Origin of the sequence: Microvirga aerophila (assembly GCF_003332305.1) — a bacterium.
GTDB lineage: Bacteria > Pseudomonadota > Alphaproteobacteria > Rhizobiales > Beijerinckiaceae > Microvirga > Microvirga aerophila.
In genome coordinates this window covers 1-1,555 of record NZ_QOIO01000170.1, presented here as the reverse complement: position 1 = coordinate 1,555, position 1,555 = coordinate 1, and the positions used below count along the sequence as shown (strand labels likewise).

General features: G+C 64.6%; 2 protein-coding genes. Both read right to left on the bottom strand.

Annotated features, from left to right (window positions below; all coding sequences use genetic code 11):
- A partial coding sequence (locus DRB19_RS29570; protein ID WP_245439931.1) for an alpha/beta hydrolase occupies positions 1 to 800 on the bottom strand: 800 nt, incomplete at its 3' end.
- 179 nt (positions 801 to 979) lie between these two features.
- A partial coding sequence (locus tag DRB19_RS29565; RefSeq protein WP_162815968.1) for a mechanosensitive ion channel family protein occupies positions 980 to 1,555 on the bottom strand: 576 nt, incomplete at its 5' end.

Genomic DNA, 1,555 nt, shown 5'->3' with positions numbered 1-1,555 from the left:
GGATTGATGGCGCCCAGGCGAGCCTCGCTGCCCCACACCCGCCGGGAGACAGCCAGCGCCCGGTCATCCTGCGACACGAACAAGGTGAACGCGGGCCGATTTGCCTTCGGCCCCATCTCGATCATTGCCTCCCTGGCCAAGTCGACGTCGACGTCGGGCGCGGCGAGAAGAACGTTGCGGATCTTCGGCGCCACTCGGCCATCGCGGATCGCCATCTGGCGCAGCGTTTCGAGGGCGAGCGAGTTGCCCATGGAATGCGCCAGGATCGAGATCTCGCCTACAGCCGGATCGCGCGAGATCGCCTTCAGCAGGCTCTCTAGGGCATTGCGTGAATAGGCCGTGCTCTCCCGGTCATAGCCATAGGCCAGCACGCTGCCCCGCGAAGGCCAGGTGAACAGGATCGGCACCACGGGGGCGTTGGAGTCGTGCACGATTTGCGCAAAGCGAAACACGGAGTCGTCGAAGCGGTTGTTGAAGCCATGGATGAAGACCAGCGCCTGCCGCTTGGGAGTGGTTCGCAAGGTACGATGAAACCAGGCGAGCGCCTGGTTGCGGTCGATGACGTCGGCCCTGAGCGTCACGAACTCGGTGGCCGGATTGCCCGGCACCTGCCGCGGCCACTGCACCTCGCCGACCTGCCGGGCGCTCGGCGGCGGGATGGACACCGTAATGTTGGCGAAGGCTGGCGTCGTTCCGCGGGCGCCGGAGAACATCTCCGCCGGATCGACCTGCTTGCGCGTGGTGGCGACCAGCATGTCGACCCGGCTTGCACCAGGGACCGTCCCACTCACCGGCACCATCACGCCGCGGAGGCTGGCGCAGGCTGCAAGTGGCGAGATCAGAGCGAGGATCACGGGCAGGCACAGGGCACGAACTCGCAAGGCTCGTCTCGCTTCTGAGGGTAACATTGAGGATCCTTTATCAAGGCAAACGGGAATGTGAGGGCTGTCCAAGGTTGGACGACCTAGCGGCCGTCCTCTCAACTCGCCTGTCCTTCGGGCGGTGGCGGCTTGACGAGCTTGAGGGCCTGATGGGCCGCCACCGGTCCGGCTTCCTCGTGGCCTGCCACCTGGACGGTGGGGACGGCAAACCGGATGCCGTTCTCGTCAAAGGCCTGCTTGATCAGGGCCAGGGCCCGGCGGCGGATGACAAACTGCTCACCGGGCTTGGTCATCATCTTGAGACGGATCTGAATGCCGTAGTCGCCGAACTGCTCGACGCCCTGCATCTTGAGCGGCTCGATGATGTTGGGCGCGAACTCCGGATCCGCCGCCAGATCCTTGCCGATCTGCTTGATCAGCTTCTTCGCCTTGTCGAAATCAGCGTCATAGGCCACCCCGACGGTCAGCTTGTCGATCACCCAGTCGCGGCTCATGTTCTGGACCGCCCCAAGCACCCCGTAAGGCACCGTGAAGAGCGGCCCACGGTGATGCCGCAGCTTCACCGAGCGGAATCCGAATGACTCCACCGTGCCCTTGTAGCTGCCGCTCGTGATGTACTCGCCGACCCGGAAGGCGTCGTCGAGCAGGTAGAACACGCCGCTGAATACGTCCTT